The organism is Novosphingobium sp. TK71 (assembly GCF_055361505.1).
This window is the reverse complement of the sequence record NZ_JBSZKA010000001.1, coordinates 916,203-936,520: the sequence shown is the minus strand read 5'-3', so window position 1 is coordinate 936,520 and position 20,318 is coordinate 916,203. Positions and strand designations below refer to the sequence as shown.

At 67.1% G+C, this 20,318-nt stretch carries 16 protein-coding genes; 7 read left to right on the top strand and 9 right to left on the bottom strand.

Annotated elements, in window-relative coordinates:
• Position 1: 1 nt before the first annotated feature.
• Entirely contained in the window at positions 2-3,415 is a 3,414-nt protein-coding gene (locus ACXJ16_RS20325; protein ID WP_463923172.1) for a glycoside hydrolase family 2 protein, read from the bottom strand.
• A gap of 413 nt (positions 3,416-3,828) precedes the next feature.
• On the opposite strand from ACXJ16_RS20325, the gene ACXJ16_RS20320 reads away from it, so the two are divergent.
• The 5 genes from ACXJ16_RS20320 (at position 3,829) to ACXJ16_RS20300 (ending at position 9,139) form a co-directional block, all read left to right on the top strand.
• Entirely contained in the window at positions 3,829-6,165 is a 2,337-nt protein-coding gene (locus ACXJ16_RS20320; protein ID WP_463923171.1) for a TonB-dependent receptor, read from the top strand.
• Positions 6,166-6,284: 119 nt separating this feature from the next.
• Complete coding sequence (locus ACXJ16_RS20315) at positions 6,285-6,815, top strand: nuclear transport factor 2 family protein (protein ID WP_463923170.1); 531 nt, start codon at positions 6,285-6,287, stop codon at positions 6,813-6,815.
• Positions 6,812-7,708, top strand: coding sequence for an SDR family NAD(P)-dependent oxidoreductase (locus ACXJ16_RS20310; protein ID WP_054434571.1), 897 nt, complete (start codon positions 6,812-6,814; stop codon positions 7,706-7,708). The genes ACXJ16_RS20315 and ACXJ16_RS20310 overlap by 4 nt, the downstream gene beginning before the upstream one ends.
• Positions 7,698-8,258: a nuclear transport factor 2 family protein gene (locus ACXJ16_RS20305; protein WP_463923169.1), complete on the top strand. Its 561-nt coding sequence runs from the start codon at positions 7,698-7,700 to the stop codon at positions 8,256-8,258. Before ACXJ16_RS20310 ends, ACXJ16_RS20305 begins: the two co-directional genes overlap by 11 nt.
• On the top strand, positions 8,258-9,139 hold the full coding sequence (locus ACXJ16_RS20300) for an SDR family NAD(P)-dependent oxidoreductase (protein WP_463923168.1): 882 nt from the start codon (positions 8,258-8,260) through the stop codon (positions 9,137-9,139). The genes ACXJ16_RS20305 and ACXJ16_RS20300 overlap by 1 nt, the downstream gene beginning before the upstream one ends.
• Positions 9,140-9,149: 10 nt before the next feature.
• Here the strand turns inward: ACXJ16_RS20300 and ACXJ16_RS20295 are convergent, their stop codons facing one another.
• The 5 genes from ACXJ16_RS20295 to ACXJ16_RS20275 all read right to left on the bottom strand — a co-directional run bounded on the left by ACXJ16_RS20295 (position 9,150) and on the right by ACXJ16_RS20275 (position 15,110).
• Positions 9,150-10,253, bottom strand: a complete 1,104-nt coding sequence (locus ACXJ16_RS20295) for a dipeptidase (RefSeq protein ID WP_463923303.1) — start codon at positions 10,251-10,253, stop codon at positions 9,150-9,152.
• Positions 10,254-10,281: 28 nt separating this feature from the next.
• A complete protein-coding gene (locus ACXJ16_RS20290; protein ID WP_463923167.1) occupies positions 10,282-11,670 on the bottom strand; it encodes an amidohydrolase family protein in 1,389 nt (462 codons plus the stop codon).
• Between the two features lie 78 nt (positions 11,671-11,748).
• Complete coding sequence (locus ACXJ16_RS20285; protein WP_324699647.1) at positions 11,749-13,110, bottom strand: amino acid permease; 1,362 nt, start codon at positions 13,108-13,110, stop codon at positions 11,749-11,751.
• Between the two features lie 132 nt (positions 13,111-13,242).
• Positions 13,243-14,358 (bottom strand): aminotransferase class V-fold PLP-dependent enzyme, encoded by a 1,116-nt coding sequence (locus tag ACXJ16_RS20280; protein ID WP_463923166.1) that lies wholly within the window; start codon positions 14,356-14,358, stop codon positions 13,243-13,245.
• A 5-nt stretch (positions 14,359-14,363) separates the two neighbouring features.
• Positions 14,364-15,110 carry a tryptophan 2,3-dioxygenase family protein gene (locus ACXJ16_RS20275; RefSeq protein WP_463923165.1) on the bottom strand — a complete coding sequence of 249 codons (747 nt, stop codon included), beginning with the start codon at positions 15,108-15,110 and terminating at the stop codon, positions 14,364-14,366.
• Between the two features lie 135 nt (positions 15,111-15,245).
• Here ACXJ16_RS20275 and ACXJ16_RS20270 point away from each other — a divergent pair, with 135 nt between their 5' ends.
• Together ACXJ16_RS20270 and ACXJ16_RS20265 are read left to right on the top strand one after the other, a co-directional pair.
• On the top strand, positions 15,246-15,716 hold the full coding sequence (locus ACXJ16_RS20270) for an Lrp/AsnC family transcriptional regulator (RefSeq protein WP_185999751.1): 471 nt from the start codon (positions 15,246-15,248) through the stop codon (positions 15,714-15,716).
• Between the two features lie 67 nt (positions 15,717-15,783).
• Complete coding sequence (locus tag ACXJ16_RS20265; protein WP_463923164.1) at positions 15,784-16,488, top strand: energy transducer TonB; 705 nt, start codon at positions 15,784-15,786, stop codon at positions 16,486-16,488.
• Here the strand turns inward: ACXJ16_RS20265 and mprF are convergent.
• The 3 genes from mprF to ACXJ16_RS20250 are packed head-to-tail and all read right to left on the bottom strand — an operon-like array spanning position 16,476 to position 20,250.
• Complete coding sequence (gene mprF / locus ACXJ16_RS20260; protein ID WP_132469543.1) at positions 16,476-19,073, bottom strand: bifunctional lysylphosphatidylglycerol flippase/synthetase MprF; 2,598 nt, start codon at positions 19,071-19,073, stop codon at positions 16,476-16,478. The genes ACXJ16_RS20265 and mprF overlap by 13 nt on opposite strands.
• On the bottom strand, positions 19,055-19,480 hold the full coding sequence (locus tag ACXJ16_RS20255; RefSeq protein ID WP_132469542.1) for a DUF2147 domain-containing protein: 426 nt from the start codon (positions 19,478-19,480) through the stop codon (positions 19,055-19,057). Before ACXJ16_RS20255 ends, mprF begins: the two co-directional genes overlap by 19 nt.
• Positions 19,477-20,250 carry an AcvB/VirJ family lysyl-phosphatidylglycerol hydrolase gene (locus tag ACXJ16_RS20250; protein WP_463923163.1) on the bottom strand — a complete coding sequence of 258 codons (774 nt, stop codon included), beginning with the start codon at positions 20,248-20,250 and terminating at the stop codon, positions 19,477-19,479. Before ACXJ16_RS20250 ends, ACXJ16_RS20255 begins: the two co-directional genes overlap by 4 nt.
• Positions 20,251-20,318: the final 68 nt, after the last annotated feature.

Genomic DNA, 20,318 nt, shown 5'->3' with positions numbered 1-20,318 from the left:
GTCATTTTCCTGTGGCGATGGTCCGGGGTTCGACGTTCCAGCCGCGCAGCTTGACCGAAGGTGAATTACCGGCGGCAGGGGTGGGCGCGGTGATCGTCACGTTACGGGTCTCTCCCGGCAGAAGCGAGACGTAGTTGTCCGAGAAATAGGCCGGAAGCACCTGTTTTCCCTTGGCATCGAACAGGGTCAGCTTGGTCTGGATCGCGGCTGTCGTGCCGGGGTTGGTCAAGGTGACCTCGATCCTCGTCTCGTCGCCGTCCTGCGCCGCCCTTGCGCTTGCGGTGAGGGGCACCTGCGCCATGGCGCTGAGCGCCTGAAGCGCCTCGTCGTTCGCCGCCTGCCAGTAGAAGTTGTCGGAAAGCCGGGTTCCCGATGTGTCGACCGCCTCCAGTCGCACCAGAACCGGACCCGAGGCCATGAGCGGCGCAAGGTCGAGCGTGAAGGCCTCGCTAACCTTGCCGGCGGTGAGATCGAGTTTCGTCTCCTGCGCCGCAAGCTGGCGGCCGTCGAGCGCCTGCACCCTGGCCCGCACGGTCACGCCGGAAAGCGCGGCCATGCGGTTGTTGACCACGATCACCTTGTGGTCCGGCAGGTTCATCTGGACGTGAACCGGCTCGGAGGCCTTCTTCATCCCGTAGAACGCGCCGTGGGTGTCATAGTCGGAGGACAGGATCTGCCACGCCGAACTCGGCCAGGCGGGCTGGGTCATCCAGAGCATGCGGCCCGAATTCTCGGTCCAGAGGCCGGCGTTCATGCCCTCGAAGATCGCACGGTAGCTTTCGTATTCCAGCATCTGCGCCTTGCGCTCGAAATCGGGCAGGCTGGTCGGCTTGCCGAATTCGCGGTCCATGGCATCGGTGAAGGTCTTGACCGCGCCGTTCCCGGTCTGGTGCCAGTCGTGATAGGCCCAGGTATCGCTGATCGGCCAGCGCTCGCTCGCCGGGATCGCGCGCTCCCACGATTCCAGTGTCGGGAAGGACGGCGTGCCCACCTCGACCGCGAAGCCCTTCGAGTATTCGGTGAAGTACTTCTCCGGCGCGCGCCAGTTGTAGGGGCCGGAATCGTGCAGGCTGATGCGATTGGACGAGGTCATGTAAAGGCGCGTGCCGTCCTCCTTGCGGAGCAGCGTGTCCAGCCCTTCGTTGAGGATCGGTTGCGGCACGCCTTCGTTGCGGCCGAACCACAGCACGATCGAGGGATGGTTGCGGAACCGCTGGACCACGTCCCTGGCATTGCCGAGGAACAGGTCCGCGTCCTCGGCCTCGATATTGTAGTCCTGCGTCGATTCCCAGAAATCGCTCATGACCATGAGGCCGTATTCATCGGCGAGATCGAAGAAGCTGGCCTGGGTATTCTGGCCCACCCAGTTGCGGATGACGTTGACGTGGGCGTCCTTGTGCAGCTTGAAGAAGGGCTCCAGCCGCTCGCGGTCCACGCGCTTCATGAAGTCGTCCATGCCGATCGAGCCGCCGCGCGCGGCGATCCGCACGCCGTTGACGCGCAGGACCAGGAACGGCGAAAGGCCCTCGTCACCCCGGATCGGGGTGACGGCGGGGGAGTTCTCGGCGCCGGGCGCGAAGGAATAGGCCCAGCCGCCGCGCACCTGCCGGATCGCCTCGTGCCGTTCGTCCACGATCTGCTGGCTGAGCGCCCGCGCCTTCTCGAAGTCGACGGCGACCCGGTCGAGATTGCCTTCGCCGTCCACCAGCGAGAGTTCGTAAGTGACCTGCCGCATGCCGAAGCGCAGATCCTTCGCATCGGACTTGCCGCCATCGACCGAGGCGGTCAGGTGAAGCGTGTGCAGCGCCGGGTCGCCGTATCCGTTGGGCCACCAGAGCCGGGGATTGCGCACCGCCAGCACGGCGTCGGTCTCGGGCGAGAAGCGCACCGAGGTGGACTGGCGCGCCGGAACGGTGATCGATCGCTCCACGGTCACGTCGTCGAAAGCGGCGCGCACGGTTGCGGTGCGGGGCTGGTCCGACAGGTTGGAGACCGGAACCGTGATCTCGACATTGGCCACGGAATTGTTGGGATTGGGCAGGGTGGTGACGACTTGCGGATCGCCGATCCGCACATCGCCCGAGGCGAGGAGCTGCACGTCCTGCCAGAGCCCGGTCTGGCGGTCGCGGATGGTGGGGATCCAGTCCCAGCCTTCGGAGGCGCCGAAGGTCGGCCCGTCGAGCATCATCGCCCCGCCGTTCTCGCCAACGCCTGCCGTCAGCGATTCCTCATGGGCGCGGCCCGGATGCGGCGGCGGCGAAACGCGGATGGCCACGGCGTTGCGGCCGGGCTTCAGGTAGGGCGAGACATCGAAGCGGCCGCGCACGAAGGCCCCTCTGGTGGTGCCGACCTCGGTGCCGTTCACCCAGACCTGCGAACTGAAGTTCACCCCGTTCAGCAGCAATTCCAGCCGTTTGCCGGAAGCTTCTGCGGGAAGATCGAACTCGGTGCGATACCAGTAGTCCTGCCGCGCCAGCTTTTCGGGAATGACGAGGTTGTTCAGCCCGTGCGCGGGGTCGGGATAGACGCCCCGGTCGACAAGGGTGGTGAGCACGGTGCCGGGAACGGTGGCCGCGTACCACTTCCCGGTCGTGAAGCCGGGGCGGGAGATGGCGGCGGCATCGCCGGAAACGGCCGGCGCCTCGGCCAGCGTCCACTTCTGCAAGGTCCACCGCGCATCGCCCTGCGGCGCAAGGGCGGGTACTTGCGGCACCGGCTTGGCGACCGGCTTGTCCGGCGCGGTAGCGCTGCGGGGCAGGGTGGCGGGAGGCTGGGGCGTGAGCTGGCCCTGCATCTGGCGCACCTGAAGCGGCCAGCGGGCGCTGGTCTCGGTAAACTGGATCAGCGCGGGATCGGGCGCCTGCGCGGCGGCCTTGCGCAAGTCCGGCTCGGTGGCTGCGCCCGCCTCCAGCTTCAACCCGGCGATGCGGCCCGTCACGCTGCCCGAAGGGTTGGCGGATGGCGCTACCAGCAGTCTGGCGGGCGGTGATGCGAGAGGGCGGGCCAGCGCCGCTGCCGGCCGGCCGTCAATATAGAGCCGCTCGCCCTTGTCGGTGGCGACCAGCGCGAAATGGTGCCAGCCTGCCGCATCGCGCAGCACCGGGCCGGAGGCGCTGTCTTCCCCGGCCGAGAGCACGGGCCTTGCGCCGTCGAGCGCGATCGACACGATCGGGGTTCCTGCCGGGTCGGCCAGGGCGACGAGCTGTCCGTGCGAATTCTTGGAAAGGGCGGCCCAGAAGCTCAGCGTCCAGGACGATCCGGGCGCGACATCGCTGGACCAGGTGGGCGCGGCGGGAATCACTTCCAGATCGACCGGCCCGGCGCCCTGCGCGAAGACCGAATTGGCCAGGACAAGAAGCGGCATCGCACAGGCAGTTGCCAGAACCGCGCGCGCGGAAATCTTCATTCCCTTCATCATCCCCATCCCTTCAGTGCCTCTTGGCTTTGACTGTCAAAAAAGCACGTCCCGTCGCAAAAAGAAAATGTTTTTGCATAATCGGATCGATTTAGTCGGGCGTGAGGATCAGCTGGACTTCGCGCAACTTCGTCGGGATCGGTCAAGGCGGATGCGCGACATGAAAGCAACATGCCCCGGCAATCCGCACCGCCGAGCCGTTATCGCCATGGCGAAACCGGCGGTGCGCATTCCAGTTTGTCCGAATTCGTCAAGCTACAGCGCCCGGCAGAGGGCATTACCATCAGGTTGAGGAAGAGGTCGGCTCAGGTCCGTTCTTGCGGCGGTTCGCCGGGGGCCGGGGCTTCTTCCTCGGTTCAGATGCGCGAAGCCGCGAACATACGGACGGCAGCGCATACAGGGGAGGTTTTTGAATGGTGCGCTCGATTTCCGCGCGATCGGTTTCCATGCTCGCGCTTGCGGCCGCCGCTGCAGGTGTGCCCGGCATGGCTCTGGCCCAGCAGCAGCCCGCCGCCGAAACGCCCACCGGCACCGAGATCATCGTCACCGCGCAGCGCCGCGCCGAACAATCGCGCGATGTGCCGATCAGCGTGACCTCGCTCGGGCAGGAGCAGCTTGCCACCGCCAACGTCAACCAGCTTTCCGATACCGCAAGGGTGACGCCGGGCCTGCGCTTCGACAGTCAGGGCCCCGCCGTCCAGCCGACCATTCGCGGCGTCGGCACCGCCATCACCACCTCCGGCGGCGGCCCCAATGTCGGCATCTATGTCGACGGCTTCTTCCAGGCCAATACCTACATGTCGGACTTCGATCTGCTGAACGTGCGCGGCATCGAAGTGCTGAAGGGGCCGCAGGGCACCCTGTTCGGACGCAACACCACCGGCGGCGCGATCATCGTCTCCACGGCCGAACCCAGCACCGAAACCAGCGCCCAGGCCAAGGTCAGCTATGGCCGCTTCAACGCCGTGAAGGCGCAGGCCTATGCCACCTTCGGCATCAGCGACCGCGTGGCGCTCGACGTGGAGGGTCTCTACCGGCGCGGAGACGGCTACTTCACCGATCTGTCCAACGATGACGACAACATCGGCAGGTATGAAAACTGGTCGATCCGGGTCGGTCTGAAGGCCGATATCACCGACGACGTCTCGCTGCTGCTGCGCTGGATCCATGCGGAGACCGACGATCCCACGACCCAGCTGGTCAATGCCTATGTCGACAAGTCGGGCGGCGCGGGCTTCTTCGACAAGATTTCCTCCGCCGGGCAGGCGTTCTACGGGACTTCGAGCTCGAAGGGCCTGCCGCTGGTCTATCTCTACGCGCCCAGCTCCACTTATGCGACCAAGCCGGGCGATGTCCTGCTGAACACGCCGGTCAGCTTCCGCACCAATTCAGACGCGCTCCAGGCCACGATAAAGGCCGACCTCGGCGTGGCGGACTTCACCTCCTACACCCAGTATCGCAAGGACCTGTCGCCCTATTACGGCGATCTCGACGCCACCGGGCTGCCGTTCTTCAACATCTACGTCGGCGTCAATGACGAGACCTGGAGCCAGGAATTCCTGTTCAATTCCAAGCCGGGGTCGCCGCTCCAGTGGACTGCGGGGCTCAATTACTTCCAGATCCGCGATACCTGGGACATCGGGGCAAGCTTCGGCGGTTCGCCTTACGGCCAGTTCGGCGGTTCGAACACCAATACGAAGTCCTACGCCGCCTTCCTCGATGCCACTTATGCGGTCAGCGACAGCCTCTTCTTCACGCTCGGCGGTCGCTACAGCCACGATATCGTCGATGACGGCTACTTCGTCACCAACGCGACCACCACGTCCTATATCGGCCCCAACGGCGAAGTCGTGCCCTATTCCGGGGGAGCGGGCGTGCGCATCCCGGTCAACACGCTCAAGAACGACAGCTTCACGCCGCGCGTGGTCGTGCGCTACAAGCCGAGCGAGGAATCGAGCGTCTATGCCTCGTTCACGCGCGGCTACAAGGCCGGCATCCTCAACGTGGGCGGCTATTCGCAGCAGCCGGTGAAGCCGGAGAAGATCAACGCCTTCGAAGTGGGCTTCAAGTACGACGACCGCCGCCTCCAGGCCGACCTTGCCGGGTTCTACTACGACTACAAGAACCTCCAGGTTTCCAGCTTCCAGAGCGGCGCGGCGCAGATCCGCAATGCCGCATCCTCGGAAATCTACGGACTGGAAGCCCAGCTCCGCTACAAGGTGACGAACGATTTCAGCCTGCTGGGCGGCGCTGCCTGGACCCATGCGCGCTACAAGTCGTTCCCGAACGCTCCGTACTACAGTTACTGCGACCCGACCGTTGCGGATCTGACGAACCCGATCGCCTGCATTCCCACGGCGTTGGGCGGTATAGGCCCCGGCGCGCTTACCCAGACGACGACCGATGCCTCCGGCTACAAGATGCAGCGCGCGCCCGAATTCACCGGCAATATCGGCGCCAGCTACGGTCTCGATCTCGGCGGCGGCAGGCTCATGCTGTCGGGCAACCTCTACTACACCTCGAGCTTCTACTTCGACCCCGAACAGCAGTTCAAGCAGAAGGGCTACGAAGTGCTCGCCCTGCGCGCGGAATGGACCGATCCCTCCGACCGCTACACCGTGGCGGTCTACGGCGATAACGTGACGGGCCGCCGCTATCGCACGCAGGTGCTGTTCAATACGCTTGGCACCGGCTCGGTATGGAATGCGCCGGTGACTTACGGGGTACAGTTCGGAGCGAAGTTCCGCTGAGGTCCGGCATCGCCCCGGCGAGACGCCGGGGCGATGCCGGGGTTCTGTCCGGATATGTCAAGTCGAACGGCCATGGCGATGCGATACGGGCTTGAAAGAACCGATAACGGAGAGGAAGCATGAGCCCTGAACTGGCGGCATTCGTCGATCGCGAAGCCATCCGGGATTGTGTCGCGCGGCTGGGGCGGGGCGAGGATCGGCGCAGCGCGGAGCTTATCCGGGGCTGCTGGTGGCCCGAGGCCCGTTTCGACTACGGCGTCCACAGCGGCGATTTCGAAACCTATCTGGCATGGGTCGTTCCGGGCGCGGATGCGATCAAGGACACCCAGCACCTGATCGGCCAATCGTTCATCGAACTGGACGGAGACCGTGCGAAGGCGGAAACGCACGTCTTTTCCTATCACCGCGTCGACATGGGCAATGGCGACCGCGACACTTGCATCGGCGGCCGCTATCTTGACAGTTTCGAGAAGCGCGGAGGAGTATGGCGCATCGCCGGGCGGGTGATGCTCTACGACTGGGAGCAGGACTGGGGCGCCGCGGCGGACTGGTCCAGGGGCGTCATGGGCTATCCCTTTACCGCCGAACATTTCCCGGGCCGGGCCAAGGGCGATTACAGCGAGGCATGGTTCGCGGGAGATCGCGGATGAGCGCGCCGCTGTCCGGAAAGGTCGCGCTGGTCACGGGCGCCAGCCGGGGTATCGGCAAGGGCATCGCGCTGGTGCTGGCCGAGCAGGGCGCGACGGTCTACGTCACCGGACGCACCGTGCGCGAGGGGGACTATTACCTCCCCGGCACCGTCGGCGGCACTGCGGCCGAATGTGACGAACGCGGGCGCGCCAGCGGCGGTAGCGGCGTGGCGGTCGCCTGCGACCATGGAAACGATGCGGCAGTGGCGGCCCTGTTCGAACAGATCGAGCGGGAGCAGGGCCGGCTCGACATTCTAGTCAACAATGCCTTCACGCTGTCCGACGATCTGCTGGAGCCCAAGGGTTTCTGGGAAAAGCCGCTTTCCAATCTCGAGATGTGGGATGTCGGCGTGCGTTCCAACTATGTTGCGGCGTGGCATGCGGCGCGGATCATGGCGCCGCAGGGCTCGGGCTTGATCGTGGCGATCTCCGGCTTTGCTGCAGTAACGTATACTTACGGCGTGATCTTCGGTACCTCGAAATCCGCGGTAGACCGCATGGCGCGCGACATGGCGATCGAGCTGGAGCCGCACGGCGTCGCCTCGCTCACCCTTTGGCAGGGGCTGACGCTCACCGAGAAGGCGCGGGACAACCTCGCCAGGATGGGCGACCGGATGACCACCTCGATCACCTCGATGCAGGGCAGTTCGGTGGAACACCCCGGCCGCGTCGTGGCTGCGCTGGCAGCCGATCCGCAGATCATGAAACGATCGGGCGGGGAATTCGTCACAGCCGAACTGGCGCAGGAATACGGGATTGCGGACGTGGACGGCAGCGTGATCGCCTCGGCCCGTGCAAGCCGGGGCTCTCCGGTCTGGAAGCCGATTTCGGAGGTCGATTATCGTGGCAAGTGACCGTGAAAGCCGTCTCGGCGAACTGCTCGACAAGCAGGATATCATGGAGTGCCTCGCGCGGTTTTCGCGCGGGATGGATCGTTTCGATCGGGACATCTATCTGTCGGCCTTCCACGAGGATGCGGAAACGGCGGCGGGGCCGTTCGTCGGCAGTGCGGCGGATTGCTGGGACTGGGCGATCCCGATGCATGAGGCGGGGCAGATCCTGACCCATCACGCCCTGCTCCAGACCACGATCGACCTCGACGGCGATACGGCCCATACCGAAACCTACTACCAGTTCACCGGCCGCAACCGCGATGAAAGCCTCTGGGTGGCCGGCGGGCGCTATATCGACCGGCTCGAAAGGCGGGCCGGGCAGTGGAAAATCGCGCTGCGGACCAATGTGATCGAATGGGGCTTCGTGCCGCAGCCGATGCCCATTCCCTTCGCCGACGTACCCGATATCGCGCTGAACGGCGTATCGAGCCGGAACGCGGAAGACCCCTCCTATCAGCGGCCGCTGGTCAATCGCCGCGCGCCGCGCAATCCGGCCAGGGAGCAGGGCTGATGGCACGGATTTCCGACGGGCTGGTCGGCCGGGTCGCGCTCGTCACGGGTGCCAGTCGCGGCATCGGCAAGGGCATCGCCTGTGCCCTGGCCGAACATGGCGCCACGGTTTACGTCACCGGCCGAACGGTGGAGGCGGGGCAGAGCGCCTTGCCGGGAACGCTGGCGGAAACGGTGGCCGAAGTGGATGCGCGCGGCGGCAAGGGCATTGCCGTGCAGATGGACCTTGCGGATGAGGCGCAGATCGCGGCCGTTTTCGAAAGGATCGAGCGTGAGGAGGGCCGGCTCGATCTGCTCGTCAACAACGCCATGGCCATTCCCGAGGCGATGACCCGGCGCGACGGTTTCTGGGAAAAGCCGCTGGCGGAATGGGAAGTCTGGGATACCGGGCTGCGCGCCGCCTACATCGCGGCCTGGCACGCCGCGCGGATCATGGTGCCGCAGGGATCGGGCCTGATCGCGGCGCTTTCCGGCTATGTCGGGGTGACGTACACTTACGACGTGGTCTTCGGCACGACCAAGACCGCGACGGACCGGATGATGCGCGACATGGGCCACGAACTGCGCGAATCAGGCGTAACGGCGCTCTCGCTCTGGCAGGGCTTCACGTATACCGAGCGCGCGCTGGAGAACCTCAAGTCGGTGCCCGGCATGGCCAGCCAGCTCAACAGCGCGGCCGGTTCTTCGCCGGAGTTCCCGGGGCGGGTGATCGCGGCGCTGGCCATGGACCCGAACCTGCACGTGCGCTCCGGCGGGACATTCATCAACGCCGAACTCGCCGCCGAATACGGCGTGACCGACCGGGATGGCCGCACGATCCCCTCCTTGCGCGAAACCCGTGGCGCCCCGCTCTGGGAAGCGGGCGCGATCACGCACGGCTGACGGGGCGGGCTCAGCCGCCCCAGACGGTCTGCGCGTGGCGCAGGAAGTTCAGACCCATGATCTTCTCGATCCGCGTGCTCGAATAACCCTTCGCGGCGAGCAGGCGGGCCAGTTCGCGGAACTGGTCGGGGCCGCGCAGGTCGGTGACGAAGGGGTAGGTGTCCGGCCGTTCGCCCGCGGCGCTGATCCCGGCGGCCCGGCGTTCGGCGATCTCCTTTGCAAGGACGCTCTGGTAGTGCTGGAGGTCGTCGATCTGGGTGACGGTGCCATCCGTGCCGATGCCGACATGATCCTCGCCGCACAGGTTCACGGCATGATCGATGTGGCGCACCACGTCCTGCGCCGTGGCATGGCCCGAAGCGTTGAGGAAGGGCATGAAGTAGATGCCCACGAACCCGCCCTTTTCCGCCACAAGCCGCAGTTCGGCGTCCGTCTTGTTGCGGGGCAGGTCGGTTACGGCGCGGCAGCCGGTGTGGTTGATCGATATCGGCCCGCGGGACAGGCGCGCCGCCTCAAGGCAGGTCCGCTCGCCGCTGTGCGAGAGATCGACCATCACTTTCGCCGCGTTGAGCCGCTCCACCACCTCACGGCCGAACGGCGTCAGGCCCCGGTTTTCCGGTGCCATCGAACCGTCGCCAAGCTGGTTCGCCGGATTGTAGGTAAGCTGGAAAACGCGCACCCCAAGGCCCGCAAAGATATCGACGCGGCTCGCATCGCTGCCCATCATCGCGCCGTTCTGGAAGCCGTAGATCACGCCGACCTTGCCGTCCGCCTTGGCCTTGCGGATGTCGGCGGCGGTCAGGATCTTTGCCAGCCTGCCGCTGTTGGCGCGGATCGCGGCATCGGTTTGCGCGATTTCGCGCACGCTGAACTCGAAAGGCTCGGCAGGCCCGGAGACATATCCCAGCGTGACGTTCACCGCCGTCAGCCCCGAGGCCGCCGCTTCGGCCAACACGCGCGGCGTGAACTGCTCCACATCGGCGCCGCTTTCGCTGTTGGGATCGGCGAGGCCGCCCAGCGCATTGATGACGATCCAGTCGTCGATCCGGCCCTTTGCGGATGCCGCCGCAGCCATGGCCGTGCGCGGCGCGAAAGTCGCGGCGGCCATGGTCATCGCGCCGCGGGCGATCAGTGCACGCCGGTCAATCATCGTCCGTTCCCATTTCCTCGGTCGTCACGGGCTTGTAATCGGCGCGGGCATAGGCCGTGCCGCGTTTCACCGTGCTTTCGATGCTGCGAATGTTGGCGATATCCTTCAGCGGATCGGCGCCGAGCACCACGAAGTTGGCAAGCTTGCCCGCCTCGATCGATCCGGTGTCCCTCTCCTGCCCGGCGGCCCTGGCCCCTATGAGCGTTGCTGCATGGATCACGGCCAGCGGCGGCATCCCGACATCGCGGGCCATGAAGTCCAGCTCGTCGTAAAGCGCGGGCCATGGGCTGGCGGTATCGGCCTCGAAATCGGTTCCGGTCGATACCGGCACGCCCGCTTTCCATGCCTGCCGCACGAGGCGCGCGGTGGCTGCGCCGGTGCAGCGCAGCGCGCGGGTTTCCGGGTGTTCCCTGCGCAGCCGGTCATAGCGCACGAACAGGCTCCCGGTCGCGTCGAGCAGGGTGCCACGCGCCAGCATGTCGCGGTAGAGCCCGGCGATCACGGGATCGTCGCCCTTCTTCGCCAGCAGGTTTTCGTGAACGGGCGTATGGTCCTCGTAGGAGGCGAGCATGACCGGTTCGAGCTGATAGGCGAGGTAGCACGCGTGGCTGACCACGTCGGGCCCGGCGGCGATGACGTCGGCCGGGCGTGTCGGGAAGACGGCGCTGTGCGCCCAGACCTTCATGCCCTGCCTGTGTGCCTCGGCGGTGAGCGCGGCGATGCGATCGGCGGGAAGGTCGGCGTAGATCTTGATCGCGGTGGCGCCGGTGCCGCGCGCCAGGGTGATCGCGGTGGGGATCGGGGTCCTGGCGTCGATCGATTGCGCCCAGGGCGCGGTGCCGGGCGTGTATCCCATGCTGACCGCGCCGACACGGGGATCGCCGAAGAACGGCGGCCCGGCCATGACGGCGGCGGAATAGATGTCCGGCGCCGGTATTTCGCCGACGAGGGCCGCGCGCGCGAGTTCGCTGACCGAGCGCAGGTCGTCCGCCATGTCCCGCACCGAGGTCACGCCGCCATAGAGCAGGCGGCGGAGCTGGCCTTGCGCGCGCTTCGGGTTCGGCGGGGTCGCCATGTGCACGTGCGTGTCGATCAGGCCGGGAATGACCCAGCGCCCGGAAAGATCGACCTTGCGCGCCCCTGCGACCTCTTCCGCCGGGAGTGAACCGTGCGGGCCGATCGCGAGGATGCGGTCTCCCCGGACGAGGATGTCCTGATTGGCGCGGGCGCCTGCGCCCGTGCCGTCGATCACCGTGGCGCCGCCGTAAAGCACGGGGACGACCGGTTCGGCAGCCATTGCAGGCTGGACGGTGCGCGGGGCGGCAAGGGAAAGCGCAAGCAGCGCGCCGACCGCAGCGGCCGTTCGGGTAAAGGCGATCATCCGGCCATCGGTAATGGGCGGATTACAGGGTTGCAAGCCGATGAACGGGAGTTCACCGGTCCGGTCGGGGCGCGCGCGTCAGGCGGCGCGGCGGCGACCATGGAGCAGGAAGAGCGCGGCACCCAGGACGTTCCAGCCGAGGCAGGCCAGCAGCGTCTTGTTCGGCAGGCTCGCGAAGAGATAGAGGCAGCCGCCGATCGTCAGCACGCCGACGAGAATGCCGGCGGGCACGCGGAAGGGGCGGTGCGCGCCGGGTTCGCGCTTTCGCAGCACGATCAGGCAGGTGCCCACTGCTGCAAAGGCGATGAGGGTGCCGGCATTGGCGAGCGCGGCGATTTCCGAGATCGGCAGGATGCCGGCCAGGATGGCCACGATCACCGCCGTCATCGTCGTGACCCGCACCGGGGTTCCGCGCGAGGAGAGCTTTGCGAGCGAGGCGGGCAGGAAGCCGTCGCGGGCCATGGCGAGGAAGATGCGGCTCTGGCCGTAGAGGAAGCCGAGCAGCACGGTGGGCAAGGCGATCACGGCCGCGATGGCGACGACGCGGGCGACCGGCTCGCGGCCCATCTGGCGCAGGATCAGGGCGAGCGGCTCGGGGCTGTCGGCGAAGCGGGTAAAGGGCATCGCGCCGATCGCGGCGGCGGCAACCAGCACGTAGACGAGCGTGCAGATCGCCAGCGAGCCGATGATGCCGATCACGAGGTCCCGGCTGGGATTGCGGGTTTCCTCGGCCGCGGTCGAGATCGCATCGAAACCGTAGAAGGCGAAGAAGATGATCGCGGCGGCGGCCATGACGCCGCGTTCGATCCCGTCGGGGCTCATCGACTTGCCGAAGCCGTAAGGCATGAAGGGGGAAAGGTTGGCGGCGTCGAAGGCGGGCAGGGCCACGGCGACGAAGAGGCTGAGCGTCAGGATCTTGATGACGACAAGCACCGTGTTGATCCGCGCGCTTTCCCGCGTGCCGAAGGCGAGCAGGCCCGCGACGACGGCGATGATGAACACCGCGGGGACATTGACGAGACCGCCCAGTTCCGGGCCCTCGGTCAGTGCCTTCGGGAAGCCCACTGCGTGGAGCAGCGGCGAGGCATAGCCCGACCAGCCGACCGCGACGGTCGATACCACCAGCGAATATTCGAGGATCAGGCTCCAGCCGACGATCCAGCCTATCGTGCTGCCCAGCACCTTGTGGCTGTAGCTGTAGGCGCTGCCGGCGGTGGGCATCATCGTCGAAAGCTCGGCATAGGCGAGCGCGGCGCAGGCGCAGATGGCACCGGCGATGGCGAAGGAAACCAGCACCGCCGGACCGGCACGGTCGGCGCCGACGCCGATCAGCGTCAGGATGCCGGTGCCGACGATGGAACCGACGCCGAGCGCCAGCAGGTGCGGCCAGGACAGGGTCTTTGGCAGCGCGGCGGGCGCGGGCTGGATTGCTTCGGTCATCGTCTTGTCTGTCTTTCCCGGATATGTCCCGCATCCGGCGGGATCGCGCTTTCAGGAGGCACCGACTAGCATTCCTGCCGGGTCACGAAAAGCCGGGCGGGCCTTCCGATCCCCAAGGACATGCGGCGGCGGTCAGGCCGCGGCGCGGAACGCCAGCCTCGTGTCTGCGATCGTCCGGCCGAGCAGGGCGGCTTCTTCCGGGCTGTTCCAGGCGTGGAACGAGGTGCGCAGGCACTTGCCGCGCATGTCGAAATGAAAGCCCTGCGCGCTCAGCGCCGAGGCGATCGCGGCCGGATCATCGAACGCGAGGCACAGCGTGCCGCCGCGATCCGTCATGTCGACCGGGCGGCCCACGGCTTCCGCAAAGGCGGCGATGCAGGCGCGATTGCCGCGCAGGATCTCGTCCTGCCCGATCTCCAGGATCGTCTCGATCCCGGCGCGGGCGAGGGCGAATGGCGCGATGGACGGGCTGCCGCCCTGGAAGCGGCGGGCATCGGCGGCATGGCGAAAATGCCGGATATCGAAGGCGTAGGGGTCTTCGTGGCCGAACCAGCCGAGATCCAGCGGCTCGATCACGCTTGCCAGTTCGCGGCGGAGCCAGAGCCATGCTGCGCCCGGTCCGCCGCAGAGCCATTTCACGCTCGACCCGATCACCGCGTCGACCCCCCATTCGCGAGGCGTGATCGGCAGGATTCCGGCAGACTGTGCGGCATCGACGACCGAGATCGCGCCATGATGGCGTGCCAGCGCCGCAATTTCGGCGAGCGGCGAAACCACCCCGGTGTTGGAGTGGACATGCATGGCGACGACGGCGGCGACGCTGCCGTCGATGTGGCTCTCCCAGTTCGCCGCGTCGCCCGGCGAGCGTGCGGCGGGGATGAACGCGGTCTCGAAACCCAGTCGTTCCAGCCCCGCAGCGACGAAGCCGACCGTGGGGAAGGCCTGTTCCGACATCAGGATGCGGTTCCGCCCGCCGACCGCCCGGAGGCCCGAAAGGAAGGAGAACAGCGCGGCCGATACGCTCTGCTGCGGGGCGACCTCGGCGGTGTCGGCACCGATCAGCGCGGCCAGTGCGGCGCGAAAGCCCTCGATCGTCTCCAGCCATGGCCCCCAGGCGGCGCCGCCCGTCTGCTGCCAGGGTTCGAGGTAGCCTGTCTCCAGCGCGGCGCGGGCGCGGCGGGGCAGGCAGCCTACCGAGTGGCTGAGCAGATAGGGGCCGCCGGAGGGAAGGTGGAACAGGTCGCGCATGAGGGTCAGTGGGCTCCGGCTTCGGCGATGCTTTCGCGCACGCGTCCATAATCGTGGCCCCATTCGTCCGTCATCTCGACCCGGACGTCCCACAGCGCGGGGAAGAAGCGGTGCTTCGCGCCCGCCTGGAGCAGGTCGACCGAGCGGCCCTTCAGCGAAGCGGAGCCCATGCCGATGGAGCGGTGGATGAGGAACAGGTGATGCCAGCGGAATTTGCCGAACAGTTCGTCCAGCTCGATCAGCGCCTCGGCAACGACATAGGCTTCGTCATGCGCGTAGCCATGGTCGTAGACGTCGCGCACGGTGCGGCCGGCGGCGGTGAGATAGGTCGCCTCGAAGCTTTGCCAAAGATCGGGAATGATGCGCAGGAGCACGCGGAAACCGGGCGATTCCTGGCCGCTTCCATTGCCAAGCTGAAGCCGGATCTGCTGGTACTCCTTGGGCGACATGGTTTCCAGGACGTCGAGCTGGTCGATCATCATCCGCAGGAGCCGATGACAGCGGGCGAGCAGGGTGGTGACGCGCAGAGCGTGCCCGGCGCGAAGATACTCGTCCACCTCAACGATGGTATAGGCCATGAGTTTCATCCAGAGCTCCTCGACCTGATGGACGATCTGGAACTGGAGTTCGTCCCGGTTGCACAGCTCGTCGAAGGGCTTCTGGCAGGACAGCAGGCGTTCGGTGTCGAGATAGAGCTCGTAGTCCAGCGTCGCGGGCGCTTCGAGCAGTTCGTAGACCTTGCGGCGTTCCATATTGCCTCCCAATCCTTTGTGTGAGAGGACGTTTAGCACTGCGGTTCCGGGACATTGGCCCAAATATCGTGGCATTTCCGGTAGTCACCGGAACGTATGGTAACATATAGCAGGTTTTGGAGAACGAACGTTCCGATGCGAAAGCCGCTGGTCCTCGATGCCCTCGACACCCGCCTGCTCGAAGCGCTTGAGCGTGATGCCCGGCTCAGTTTCGCCAGCCTGGGCGAAACGGCGGGACTGTCGAAGACGCCAAGCTGGAAACGCGTGCAGGCGATGGAGAAGGCGGGTGTCATCACCGGGTATCGGGCCACGATCGATCCGGCCGCGATCGGGCTTTCCACCAGCGCCTTCGTCCATGTTTCCATCGAGTTCGACCATCACGAGGCATTCGAACGCGCCGTGCTCGATCAGCCCGCGATCCTGGCATGCCACGCGACGGTGGGCGATTTCGACTATCTGCTGCACGTCATGACCGGCGGGGTGCCGGAACTGGACCAATTCCTGCGCCACCGGCTGCGAAGACTCCCCGGCGTGCGGCACTTCAACACGACATTGGCCATGCGGGACATCAAGCCCGGCGCCTATCTCACCGATGCGGCGTCCTGAACGCCGGAGATTTCTTCCCGAACCGGCAAGTGTTTCGAATAATTCGCATTAGCGTATAAGGCGCGGCATGGCTCGCGTCGCAGATCAGGTCTCGGTTACCAGGAAGTGCATGGCCGCCGCGATGGCAGCCGGGTTCCATGTTCTGCTGGGGGCGGTGCTGTTCATGCAGTGGCGCCTTGGCCCGGCCCCGGTTCAGCCGCCTTCGCCGCCTGTCACGGTCGTGCGGCTCAAGGCCCTGCCGGCCGCGCCGGTGCGCATTCTTCATCCCTCGCGGCCCAAGGAAAGCCGGGAGCCCCCGGTTCCGGCCCGCACATTGCCGGTCGCCCCGGCCATGGCGGCGCCCTTGCCCCGGCTCGTGCTGGCGCCGCCGGTGGAATTCGCGCCCGCCGCGCTGACGTTCGAGCCGGTGCGGATGGCTGTCGATGCGGTGGACGTGCCGCCTCCCCCGCAGCCGCGCAAGGGCGACACCACTTTCGAGGGCCTGCTGCTCGCCCGGATCGAGGAGATGCGCCGCTATCCTGCCGATGCGCTCAGCCGCCGGCAGCAGGGCGTGGTGCAGCTCCGCTTCCGGATGAACCGGAAAGGCGAAGTGCTTTCCGCGCAAGTGGTGGGCCGCTCGGGCTTTGCCGCGCTCGATGCCGAAGCGCTTCGCATGGTGCGGCGCGCGGAGCCCCTGCCGGAAATCCCGCGCGACCGGCCCGACGAACTCGACGTGTCCGTGCCGATCGAGTTCAGCCTGAACCGCAGGGAGCGCTTCGCTCAGGCCAATTGAAGCCTTTCCGCATCGCGAAGGCGGAGCCGCGCCTGCTGACGCGCCGCGCTGCCCTTGCCATCGGCGATCAGGGACTGGAGATCGAGCAGCGCGCGGCCGGTCGCCATGCCGCCGTTGCAGGCGATGAAGCGCGGCTCCCACACCGGGCAGAACTTTTCCTTGTAGTTACGCAGGCCCTCGAACCCGTAGAAGGCTTCCCCGTGGCGGAACAGCATCCCCGCAGCGCGCGCCCATGTCGGGGCGAGCCGCCGTGCCTCGATACCGGAGAGCGGGGCAAGGCCGAGATTGAACCACTGATAGCCTTCCTGCCGCCCCCAGAGCATGAGCCGGGTGAACAAAAAGTCCATGCAGCCGTAAGGCACTTCGGCGCAGTGCCGCATGAGATCCACCGAAAGCTCCTCGCGGCCCGCCGTCTTCCAGAGATTGGCGAAAGCGACGATCCGCCCCTCGCAGCGGACCACGGCGATGTCGCAGCGGGCGATGTAGTCCGCCTCGAAACGGCCGACGCTGAAGGCTTTCTCGCGCTGGCCCTTGGCGTGCAGCCAGGCGTCGGAAACGGCGCGCAGTTCGCCCATGATCGCGCCGGTGCGGGCGGCCGGGACGATGGCGAATTCCGCGCCTTCGCGCTCGGCGCGGCGCATGGCGTGGCGCAGCGGGCGGGCGGCGGGGCCGTCCAGCCCGAATTCGGCCAGCGGCACACGGGCCTCCTCGCCGTACTTCATCAGTTGCAGGCCCATGTCGATGGCGATCGGCAGCACGGCGGGGGTCACCTGATAGAGCAGGACGCGGCCCTGGTTGGCGTCGGCGCGCTCACGCAGGCGCCAGAGCAGTTCGGGCCAGTCGGACGGATCGCCCACCGGGTCTCCCATGACGATCCAGGAATGGCCCTGCACCTGATACATCAGCATGCTGCGGCTGTCGGGTCCGGCAAGGAACAGCTTGTCCCCGGTCAGCGCCAGCATCGCCTCGCTGCGCACCGCATGGGTCAGCGCCTGCGCCACGTCGACCGGGGCGTCTCCGGGCTGGACCGCGTGGCGGGACGGGCGCAGGAACGCCAGCAGCACGAAAGCGCCGGTCAGCACCGCCACCGCGAAACTCGTGCGCATGTAGCGCGAGGCATCGCCCGACCATGCGAACTTCCACCAGAGGCTGCTGCGATAGGCGGGGAAGGTCTGGGTGAAGTAGCCGATCACGATCATCAGCGCGATCGTGGCGACCATAGCCATGATCCAGTTCACGCTCATCACGTCGGTGGTGAGCGCGGTCCGCCGCCAGAAACCCTTGCGCGCCAGTTGCAGAACGCCCGCTACCGCCAGCAGGGTGAGCGCCTCTTCATAGTCGAGGCCTTTCGCCAGCGAAAAGCAGGCCCCGGCCAGCAGCAGGGCGCGGGTCAGCAGGAAAGCCGCGTCGAGCCGTCGGTAGAGCGCGGGGGCGAGCAGCAGCAGCGTGGTTCCCACGAGGCTGGCGGCGATCTGGGAGGCTTCGACGAAAGGCAGCGGCACCACGCCCCGGATCGCCGCCATGCGTTCGGGCAGCGCCGGGGTCGTGCCGGACAGCAGCAGGATCGCTCCGCCGAAGAACACCAGCAGCGCAATCACGCGCGGCGCGAGGCCGACGATCATGGTCTCCGCCGCGCGCGCGGCAAGGGCTGCCGGACGGCGCCAGCGCGCATGTTCGTGCCGGACCAGCAGCACGAGGGCGAGCGCCAGCGGCAGCAGGTAATAGACGATGCGGTAGACCAGCAGCGCTGCGAGCAGTTCTCCGGGCGGGATTTGCGGGCAGAGCGCGACTACGGTTGCCTCGAACACGCCGAGGCCGCCGGGAACGTGGCTCACCAGCGCGACGACGATGGCCAGGACATAGGCTAGCAGCAGCGGCGGATAGAGCGCGATGGCGAGGTGCGGAAGCAAGACGTAGAGCGTGCCGCAGGCGGCGGCGATGTCGGCCAGGGCGACCAGCGTCATGCGGGCAATGGCGGCAGGGCGGGGCAGGTGCCAGCGCCGCGCCATCAGCGTGGCGCCCACCAGCAGCGCCAGCAGGCCCGCGCCTGCCGCGTGCTGCGCGCCCATCGAGACGACGTGCCCGGCGACGGCAAGCGGACGGCGGTGGACCAGCAGCGCCAGCGAGGCCGAGGCGAAGACGCCGGTCCAGAAGGTCACCCCGGCGATGGCGGTCACGCGGGCGACTTCGCCGGTGCCGAGGCCTTTCGCACCGTAGATGCGCAGGCGCGCGGCTGCGCCGGTAAGGATGCCGAAGCCGAGATTGTGGCTCAGCGTGTAGCTGGTGAAGGAGGCGAGCGCGGCCGTGCGGTAGGGCAGGGGGCGGCCGATCGTGCGCAGGGCCATGACATCGTAGGCCGTGAGCAGCAGGTAGCTGCCGGCCGTGAGCGCGAACGCCGCCGCCAGCCGCCAGCCGGGGATCGCCCGCGCGGTCCGCAGCACGGCGTGAATGTCCAGCGATGTGGCCAGCCGGTGCAGGCAGAGCGCAGCAAGGCCGAGCACCAGCGCGGCGACGGCGAGCTGGGCGGGAACCGCCAGCCGCGCTGCCAGCGACTTGAGGTGCGCGTTCACGGCCGGCGCGTCCATGTCTGCGACTTGCAGAGCAGGCCGTGCAGGATGCAGCCGCTGATCTTCAGGTGCGCGGGATCGCTCTGGTGAATGCGGGAGAAGAAGCTTTCGCCCATGTCGGGCACATAGACCTCGCCCTGCCAGGCGCCGCTGCCTTCGGGATGATAGTCGCGCAGGAGCTGGGTGCCGACCAGATGGGGCACGCCCGCATCGGCGGCATCCGCCAGCGCCTGCCCGCCGACCCAGGTGACGGTGCCGCAAAGCATGGCCCCGCAGGGCGCCACCGAAACCTCCACGTCGCCGTGCGGATTGAGCCAGCGTCCATAAGGGCTGGGCGCGTTCGACGGCTGGGCCGGGGCGGTCGCGGCGAGGGCGATGCCCAGTACCGGGAGGAGGAAGCGCAGGGGAAAGGGAACTCGGATCATCGGGCAGTCTCCGGACCGGAAGGCACGAGGCGGGCGATCGCCTGATGAATCACCCCGAACAGCCGGTCGGCATCCTTGTTGAGATAATGGTCGCCGGGCAGGACGATCTGCGTCAGCCGCGGCAGGTGAAGCAGGGGGCAGAGGCTGTCGGCCTCATCCTGGCCATGGATGCACACCACCGGCAGCCAGTCGAGCTTGCGGGCGCTGGCGATGGCGGGGGCATCGGGCGGGGTACGGTCGAGCCATTCCAGCGGCGAGACGCGCAGGAACACCGTTTGCGTGGGCACCGTCAGCACGACCAGCGCGACATGGCGGCGCATGTCGGGCGAGAGGTGTTCGAGGCCGACATGGACCATGTCCGACCCGAACGACTGGCCCAGCACGACCACGCGGCCGACATGGCCCAGCGCCATGGCCCGCCGGATCGCGTCCGACAGCAGGGCCGTGACCTGCTCTGGCGTGCGGCGCACCTTGAAGTAGTTGAGCGAATTGACGGCGACGGTAGCGACGCCATGGCTTGCGAGGCGCTCGGCGATTTCACCGCCGAGCCCGGTACGCGGGCCCATGTCGCCCGACAGGACGACGGCGGCATAGCCCTGCGCGCGCGCGCCTGACCCTGCCCCTGTCTTACCGGGCAGATCGGTGAAGGGGCTCGCGTTCCAGGCGCCGAGCCATCCGAACACGGCGCCGAGAAGCACCGCGAAAACGACGATTCCCGTGATGAGCGGCCCGATCCAGCGCCGGCGCCTGCGTGTTGCTACCCTGGTCATGGTGCCGGTCTGCGCCTGCAGACCTTGCCGCAGGGTGGAGCAAACATGGACTTTCCTTAATGTGACTT

What these genes read in the sequence shown, in the direction of transcription:
- ACXJ16_RS20325 (WP_463923172.1), bottom strand. Translation starts at nt 3,415, where the DNA reads ATGAAGGGAATGAAGATTTCCGCGCGCGCGGTTCTGGCAACTGCCTGT.
- ACXJ16_RS20320 (WP_463923171.1), top strand. Translation starts at nt 3,829, where the DNA reads ATGGTGCGCTCGATTTCCGCGCGATCGGTTTCCATGCTCGCGCTTGCG.
- ACXJ16_RS20315 (WP_463923170.1), top strand. Translation starts at nt 6,285, where the DNA reads ATGAGCCCTGAACTGGCGGCATTCGTCGATCGCGAAGCCATCCGGGAT.
- ACXJ16_RS20310 (WP_054434571.1), top strand. Translation starts at nt 6,812, where the DNA reads ATGAGCGCGCCGCTGTCCGGAAAGGTCGCGCTGGTCACGGGCGCCAGC.
- ACXJ16_RS20300 (WP_463923168.1), top strand. Translation starts at nt 8,258, where the DNA reads ATGGCACGGATTTCCGACGGGCTGGTCGGCCGGGTCGCGCTCGTCACG.
- ACXJ16_RS20295 (WP_463923303.1), bottom strand. Translation starts at nt 10,253, where the DNA reads ATGACCATGGCCGCCGCGACTTTCGCGCCGCGCACGGCCATGGCTGCG.
- ACXJ16_RS20290 (WP_463923167.1), bottom strand. Translation starts at nt 11,670, where the DNA reads ATGATCGCCTTTACCCGAACGGCCGCTGCGGTCGGCGCGCTGCTTGCG.
- ACXJ16_RS20285 (WP_324699647.1), bottom strand. Translation starts at nt 13,110, where the DNA reads ATGACCGAAGCAATCCAGCCCGCGCCCGCCGCGCTGCCAAAGACCCTG.
- ACXJ16_RS20280 (WP_463923166.1), bottom strand. Translation starts at nt 14,358, where the DNA reads ATGCGCGACCTGTTCCACCTTCCCTCCGGCGGCCCCTATCTGCTCAGC.
- ACXJ16_RS20275 (WP_463923165.1), bottom strand. Translation starts at nt 15,110, where the DNA reads ATGGAACGCCGCAAGGTCTACGAACTGCTCGAAGCGCCCGCGACGCTG.
- ACXJ16_RS20270 (WP_185999751.1), top strand. Translation starts at nt 15,246, where the DNA reads ATGCGAAAGCCGCTGGTCCTCGATGCCCTCGACACCCGCCTGCTCGAA.
- ACXJ16_RS20265 (WP_463923164.1), top strand. Translation starts at nt 15,784, where the DNA reads ATGGCTCGCGTCGCAGATCAGGTCTCGGTTACCAGGAAGTGCATGGCC.
- mprF (WP_132469543.1), bottom strand. Translation starts at nt 19,073, where the DNA reads ATGGACGCGCCGGCCGTGAACGCGCACCTCAAGTCGCTGGCAGCGCGG.
- ACXJ16_RS20255 (WP_132469542.1), bottom strand. Translation starts at nt 19,480, where the DNA reads ATGATCCGAGTTCCCTTTCCCCTGCGCTTCCTCCTCCCGGTACTGGGC.
- ACXJ16_RS20250 (WP_463923163.1), bottom strand. Translation starts at nt 20,250, where the DNA reads ATGACCAGGGTAGCAACACGCAGGCGCCGGCGCTGGATCGGGCCGCTC.